General features: G+C 71.3%; 4 protein-coding genes and 1 pseudogene. 4 read left to right on the forward strand and 1 reads right to left on the reverse strand.

Features of this window, described 5'->3' with window-relative positions:
• Positions 1-134 precede the first annotated feature (134 nt).
• The 4 genes and pseudogenes from D180_RS01065 to bphP all read left to right on the forward strand — a co-directional run.
• Positions 135-1,070, forward strand: a pseudogene (locus tag D180_RS01065) (D-hexose-6-phosphate mutarotase); the annotation flags it as partial.
• A 553-nt stretch (positions 1,071-1,623) separates the two neighbouring features.
• Positions 1,624-2,874 (forward strand): tetracycline resistance MFS efflux pump, encoded by a 1,251-nt coding sequence (locus tag D180_RS01070; RefSeq protein ID WP_017911313.1) that lies wholly within the window; start codon positions 1,624-1,626, stop codon positions 2,872-2,874.
• 158 nt (positions 2,875-3,032) lie between these two features.
• Positions 3,033-3,632 carry a biliverdin-producing heme oxygenase gene (locus D180_RS01075; RefSeq protein WP_043090259.1) on the forward strand — a complete coding sequence of 200 codons (600 nt, stop codon included), beginning with the start codon at positions 3,033-3,035 and terminating at the stop codon, positions 3,630-3,632.
• Positions 3,629-5,533, forward strand: coding sequence for a bacteriophytochrome BphP (gene bphP, locus D180_RS01080; RefSeq protein WP_017911315.1), 1,905 nt, complete (start codon positions 3,629-3,631; stop codon positions 5,531-5,533). Before D180_RS01075 ends, bphP begins: the two co-directional genes overlap by 4 nt.
• Before the next feature lie 21 nt (positions 5,534-5,554).
• On the opposite strand, the gene D180_RS01085 is transcribed toward bphP, so the two are convergent.
• Entirely contained in the window at positions 5,555-6,733 is a 1,179-nt protein-coding gene (locus D180_RS01085; protein WP_043090260.1) for a benzoate/H(+) symporter BenE family transporter, read from the reverse strand.
• Between the last annotated feature and the right edge of the window lie 277 nt (positions 6,734-7,010).

Genomic DNA, 7,010 nt, shown 5'->3' on the forward strand with positions numbered 1-7,010 from the left:
GCCGCGAGGCCGGCGGCGCGCCTGCGGCACCGGTGACGCCACCGGCCACGCCGCCGTCGCCGCCGCAAGCGCCTGCACCGGCATCGTCGCCTGCACCTACACCTACACAGACGCCGTTCGGCGGCACCCCGCCCACCGCATTCCGGCTGCCGGCCGCCTACCCGGCCTTCGTCCACTCCCCCGCGCCACGGAGCATCCATCCCATGTCCGACGTCCCCGGCCTGAGCACAGGCGACTTCCACGGCTACCCCTCGCTGCTGGTGGAGACCCCGCAGTCCACCGCCGCGATCAGCCTGTTCGGCGGCCAGGTGCTGTCGTTCGTGCCCAAGGGCGGCACCGACGCGCTATGGCTGTCGCCGGACGCGCAGCCCACGCCGACCCCGATCCGCGGCGGCACCCCGGTGTGCTGGCCGTACTTCGGCCGCCAGGGCCAGAGCGACGCCGTCCCCGCGCACGGCTTCGTGCGCACCGTACCCTGGCAACTGAAGGACGCGCGGCGCGAGGCCGACGGCACGCTGGTGCTGACCCTGGCGCCGCCCGACTTCGACGACCTGCCGCTGCGCCTGCGCATGCAATTGCGCATCGGCGCCACCCTGGAGCAGCGCCTGGTCACCGACAACGTCGGCACCGCGCCCGCCCGCTTCACCCAGGCCCTGCACAACTACTTCCGTGTCGCCGACGCCACCCAGGTGCGCGTGCAGGGCCTGGACGGCCTGGACTACCTGGACAAGTTCGAGAACTACGCCACGCCGCATCGCCAGCACGGCGACTGGAGCCTGCAGGATCCGCGCGACCCCGGCCGCAGCGACCGCATCTACACTGGCGCCGGCGGCCGCTACACCCTGCTGGACCCGGGCCTGCAGCGCCGCATCGAGATCGCCACCACCGGCAGCCGCACGCTGGTGGCCTGGAACCCGGGCGAGGCCGGCGCACAGAAGATGGCCGACGTCGGCCCGCACTGGCGCCAGTTCGTGTGCCTGGAAGCGGCCAACGCCGGACCCGAGGTGATCGAACTGGCCCCGGGCGCCCAGCACGTGCTGCAGCAGACGATCTCTGTCGCGGCGTTGTGACCCCGGCCGAGTGACCCTGGCCGGACGGGGGCACCACCTGTTGCGGCCCGCCAGTCGGCATTGGTGACGGTCCGGCCGTCACTGCTGCGCCGCCGCGCCTTGGTGGCATGAGTGGCGCCGCTGCCTCCGCCGGACCCTCACCCCCGACCCCTCTCCCGACGGGAGAGGGGAGTCGCTCGGTGTAGAGGACGTCGGTTCCGACACAATCCGCCAAGCCTCGACCCTGTTGTGGGAGGGACTTCAGTCCCGACGCCTCGGTCCCTCAGGTCGCGGTTGAAACCGCTCCTGCGACAAGCGGCCTGGCTGCGCCGCTGGTGCAGAAAGGGTCGAGCCCTGACCCGCAATTGGCCAGCCCCGATGCTTCTGTGGGAGGGACTTCAGTCCCGACGCCATGACCCCACCGGTCGCGGTGCAAGCGCTCCCGCGACGGCCAGCCGAGCCACCACGGTGTCGCAGGCACGCCGCCCGTTCAAATCGGCCACCTCCCACACCCACGGGTGCGCCGATGGCCAGGTACGCCGATTACACTGCCGCGTCCGCCAGGAGGCCTGCCGTGCACGCTCCGACTCCCGCTGTCCGCTCACGCCGCGCCGCGGTCGCCTTCATCTTCGTCACCCTGCTGATCGACGTGCTGTCCTTCGGCGTCATCATTCCGGTGCTGCCCACGCTGGTGCGCGGCTTCACCGGCGGCGATTTCGCCGCCGCGGCCAGGTGGGTCGGCTGGTTCGGCTTCCTGTTCGCCGCGCTGCAGTTCGTCAGCTCGCCGCTGCAGGGCGCATTGTCCGACCGCTACGGCCGGCGCCCTGTGATCCTGGCCTCGTGCCTGGGGCTGGGCGTGGACTTCATGGTGATGGCGCTGGCGCAGAGCCTGCCGGTGCTGCTGCTGGCGCGCATGGTCTCCGGCGTGTTCTCGGCCAGCTTCACCTCGGCCAACGCCTACATCGCCGACATCACCCCGGCCGACAAGCGCGCCCAGGCCTACGGCATCATCGGCGCCGCGTTCGGCGTCGGTTTCGTGGTCGGTCCGCTGCTGGGCGGCTGGCTCGGCAGCCTGCACCTGCGCGCGCCGTTCTGGTTCGCCGCCGGGCTGGCTCTGCTCAACTTCCTCTACGGCCTGTGGGTGCTGCCCGAATCGCTGGCGCCGGAACGGCGCACCGCGCGGGTGGACTGGGCGCATGCCAATCCGTTCGGCGCGCTACGCCTGCTGCAGCGCTACCCGCAGGTGTTCGCGCTGGCCGCGGTGATCTTCCTGGCCAACCTGGCGCACTACGTCTACCCGAGCATCTTCGTCCTGTTCGCCGACTACCGCTTCGGTTGGGGACCGAAACAGGTCAGCTGGGTGCTGGCCCTGGTCGGTGTGTGCAGCATCGTGGTCAACGCCGTGCTGGTGGCGCGGGTGGTGCGCCGCTTCGGCGAGCGCGGCGCGCTGCTGTTCGGCCTGGGCTGCGGGGTGATCGGCTTCGCCATCTACAGCGTGGCCGGCAGCGGCGCGCTGTTCCTGCTCGGCGTGCCGATCAGCGCGCTATGGGCAGTGGCCGGGCCGGCGGCGCAGGCGATCGTCACCTGCCACGTCGGCGCCGACGCGCAGGGCCGCATCCAGGGCGCACTGATGAGCCTGGTCAGCCTGGCCGGGGTGATCGGGCCGCTCTTGTACGCATGGGTGTTCGCCGCCTTCATCGGCCCGCATGCCTTGCTGCACTTCCCCGGCGTGCCGTGGCTGCTGGCGGCGCTGTTGCTGGGCGGCGGTTGGCTCGTGGCCTGGCGCCGCGCACGCGTGCCGGCCGCCGGGGTGGCTGGCGGCTGAGGCGCAGCGCGGGCAGCGTATCCGGCATGAACGGCTCAGCTTGCTGGGATAGGCGTCGTCGTGTCCCACGCAGCCTCGCCTGGCACCGCGCGGTCGCGATTGTTACGCTGTGCCCTCTCTTTCGTCGCGGCCGGCCGGCTGCTGTACCAGTCGCCTGCATGATGTCTCCTCCCGACGGAACCGCCCTGCCGTTGACCGCTGCGCGCCTGCTGCGCGAGGCCACTGCGCAGCAGCACCAGGCGGTGGAAGACCTGCCGGCGATGCGCGCGCTGATGGACCCGGCGCTGTCGCTGGCCGACTACGTGCAGGTGCTGCGTCGCCATCACGCGGTGCTGGCCGGCTGGGAACAGCGCGAAGCGGCCTGGCTGCGCGACTGCGGCGACGCGCACTGGCAGTACCAGCCGCGCACCCCGCTGCTGGTGCAGGATCTGCACGCGCTGCGGGCAGCGCCGCCAGCGCCGCAACCGCTGCCGCCGGCCGCCGAGGCCGGGACCCGTTGGGGCATGCTCTACGTGGTCGAGGGCTCGCGCCTGGGCGGGCGGGTGATCGCCCGGCACCTGCGGCAGACCCTGGCCGGCGCCGCGCCGGCGTTGTCCTATTTCGAACTCGGCCATGCCGACCCGGCCGCCTGGCGACACTTCCAGCAGCGGCTGGAGCGGGCCTTGCCGACCGCGCCGCTGCAGCAGGCCGCGGTCGACGGCGCCCGCGCCATGTTCGCGCACTTCCACACCCACTTCGCCCTGGAGATCGCCGCATGAGCGACATCGTCGTGCCCCTGGACATGGACGCATGCGCACGCGAGCCGATCCATATCCCTGGCTCGGTGCAGCCGCACGGCGTGCTGCTGGTGATCGAGCCGCAGGATGGGCGCGTCGTCCAGGCCAGCGCCAGTGCCGCCGACCTGTTCGGCCGGCCGCTGGACGCACTGCTCGGACAGCGCTACGACGCCCTGCTCGTGCTGGAGGATCCGCGCACGCGTCTGTTGCCCGACGCGGCCGAGCGCAGCGACCTGGCCTATGTCGAAGTGGGGTTCAAGGACGCGGCCGCCACGCAGCGCTGGGTCGGCGCCTGGCATCTGTATCCGGAGCAGTGGCTGCTGGAACTGGAGCCACGCGACGCGCCGCTGGCCGATGCCACCCTGCGCGAAGCGCTGCCGGTGCTGCGCCGGCTGGAGGCCGACCACAGCATCGAGGAGGCCTGCCAGCGCGCCGCCAAGAGCCTGCGCAGCCTGATCGGCTACGACCGGGTGATGATCTACCGCTTCGACGACGACTGGAACGGCGACGTGGTCGCCGAGGCGCGCGCGGCGGAACTGGAGCCGTATCTCGGCCTGCACTATCCGGCCAGCGACATTCCGGCGCAGGCCCGCGCGCTTTACCTGCGCAACCGCGTGCGCCAGATCGCCAACGTCGGCTACGTGCCGTCGCCGATCCAGCCCACCCTGCATCCGCGCCTGCGCGCGCCGGTGGACCTGAGCGACGTCAGCCTGCGCAGCGTCTCGCCGGTGCACCTGGAATACCTGGCCAACATGGGCGTCACCGCCACGCTGGTGGCCTCGATCGTGGTCAACGACGCGCTGTGGGGGCTGATCGCCTGCCATCACTACCGCCCGTACTTCTGCAACCACGAGATGCGCGACGTCGCCGATGCGCTGAGCCGCGCGCTGGCCGGGCGCATCGGCGCGATCACCGCAGTGGCGCGCGCGCGTACCGAGTCGGTGCTGCTGACCGTACGCGAGAAGCTGATCACCAACTTCAACGACGCCGAGATGCTGACCGCGCCCATGCTCGACGAGATGGCCTCGGACCTGCTCGACGTGGTCGATGCCGACGGCGTCGCGGTGTTCCATGGCGACCACGTCACCCGCCATGGCATGCTGCCGGCTACCGAGGACCTGGCGCGGATCCGCGAGCAGATCGAGTCCACCCATCACGAAGCGCTGCGCCACGACGCGGTCGGCGCCCTGCACTCGGACCAGATCGGCGAGACCTTCCCGGCGCTGGCCGATCTGGCCCCGCTGGCGGCCGGCTTCATCTTCGTGCCGCTGATGCCGCAGGCGCGCAGCGCGCTGCTGTGGACCCGTCGCGAACAGGTGCGCACGGTCAACTGGGCGGGCAATCCGCAGTTGGCCAAGCTGCAGGACATCGCCGGCTCGCGGCTGTCGCCGCGCAAGAGCTTCGACCTGTGGCAGGAGACCGTGCGTGGCCGCGCACGGCCCTGGTCGCCGATCAGCCTGGAATCGGCACGCAGCCTGCGGGTGCTGATCGAGCTGATGGAGCGCAAGCGCTTCCAGCAGGATTTCGCCTTGCTGGAGGCCTCGCTGTCACGGCTGCGCGAACCGGTGGCGATCGTCGAGCGCGGCGACGGCCCGCGGCCCAGCCGCCTGGCCTTCGTCAACGAGGCCTTCGCCGCCCTGTACGAGCGCGAGGTTGCAGAATTGATCGGCTGCGACCTGGAGCGCCTATACGCCAGCGAGGCGGTGCTGGCGGAGACCCAGCGCATCGACACGCTGCTGCGGCAGGGCCGAGCCGCCTACGTCACCCTGCCGTTGCGCGTGGACGGCACCACCGCCGTGCACCGCCAGTTCGATTTCGAACCGCTGCCCGATCACTCCGGCGTGCCCAGCCACTGGCTGCTGCAGTTGCGCGACCCACGCTGAGTCCGGTGCGGCGGCGCGGCCTCAGCGGCTGCGCCGCCACAGCGCCAGCGTTGCCGCACCGGCCAGCAGGCCCCACAGCGCCGCGCCGATACCGAACAGCGACAGTCCCGACGCGGTGACCAGGAACGCGATCAGCGCCGGCTCGCGCTCGCGTTCCTCGCGCAGCGCCGAGGCCAGGCTGTTGCCGATGGTGCCGAACAGCGCGATGCCGGCGATCGCCATCACCAACTCCCTGGGAAAGGCCGCGAACAGCGCGGCCACGGTGGCGCCGAACACGCCGATCAGCAGATAGAAGACCCCGGCGAACACCGCGGCCATGTAGCGCCGCTGCGGATCCTCCTGCGCCTCGCGGCCCATGCAGATCGCCGCGGTGATCGCCGCCAGGTTCAGCCCGTAGGCGCCGAACGGCGCCAGCAGCGTGTTGACCACGCCGATCCAGCCGATGGTCGGCGAGATCGGCACCGCATAGCCGGAGGCGCGGATCGCTGCCACCCCGGGCAGGTTCTGCGAGGTCATCGTCACCACGAACAGCGGCAGCGCGATCCCGAACAGCGCCTGCCACGACAGCGTCGGCCACACCAGCACCGGCTGCGCCAGGCGCAACCGCGCCGCCTCCAGGTGCAGCGTGCCGCTGCCCGTGGCCACGGCGATGCCGACCAGCAGGGTGGCGATCACCGCATAGCGCGGAAAGGCGCGGCGTCCGAGCAGATAGGTGGCGAACATCGCCAGCGCCATGGCCAGTTGGTGCTGCATCGCCACGAACACGTCCAGGCCGAAGCGCAGCAGCACCCCGGCCAGCATCGCCGAGGCCAGCGACAGCGGAATGCGCCGCAGCAGGCGTTCGAACAGGCCGGAGAAGCCGGCCAGCGTGGACAGCACCGCCACCACCACGAAGGCGCCGATGGCATCGGACAGCGGCAGTCCGCCACCGCTGCCGATCAGCAGGGCGGCGCCGGGCGTGGACCAGGCGGTGACCACCGGCATCCGGTAGCGCAGCGACAACCCGATGCAGGTCAGGCCCATGCCCAGCCCCAGCGCCCACATCCACGAGGCGATCTGTGCCTGCGAGGCGCCGACGCTGCGCGCGGCCTCGAACACGATCGCCGCCGAACTGGTGAAGCCGACCAGCACGGTGACGAAGCCGGCGATCAGCGCGGGCAGCGACGTGTCGCGCCAGAGCGCGCGGGCAGCAGCGGTCATGCGGAGTTCCATGGTGGAGCGCAGCCTGCATTCTCGGGCAAACGCCGGCGATCGGCTGTGCCGCGCCCTTACCGATAGAGACGAGAGCGTGGCAGCACGCAGCGCTGCAAGGGCGCGCAAAAAAACGGTTGACCTTTTTTTCGGTGCCATTAAACTGCCCGGCCCGCTACGCAACTGCCGAGCTTCGGCGCGACAGAGGCCGGCGGGGCCGGAAACGCCTAGCGAACATCGGGTGTTGACAGCGTGAAAAAGTCGGCTAATATGGCCGGCTCGCTTC

This window comes from Xanthomonas sp. SHU 166, from assembly GCF_000364685.1.
Lineage (GTDB): Bacteria > Pseudomonadota > Gammaproteobacteria > Xanthomonadales > Xanthomonadaceae > Xanthomonas_A > Xanthomonas_A sontii.

Excerpts from the sequence above, each read along its gene's own strand:
- D180_RS01075 (WP_043090259.1), top strand. The coding sequence starts at position 3,033 with ATGATGTCTCCTCCCGACGGAACCGCCCTGCCGTTGACCGCTGCGCGC.
- D180_RS01085 (WP_043090260.1), bottom strand. The coding sequence starts at position 6,733 with ATGACCGCTGCTGCCCGCGCGCTCTGGCGCGACACGTCGCTGCCCGCG.
- bphP (WP_017911315.1), top strand. The coding sequence starts at position 3,629 with ATGAGCGACATCGTCGTGCCCCTGGACATGGACGCATGCGCACGCGAG.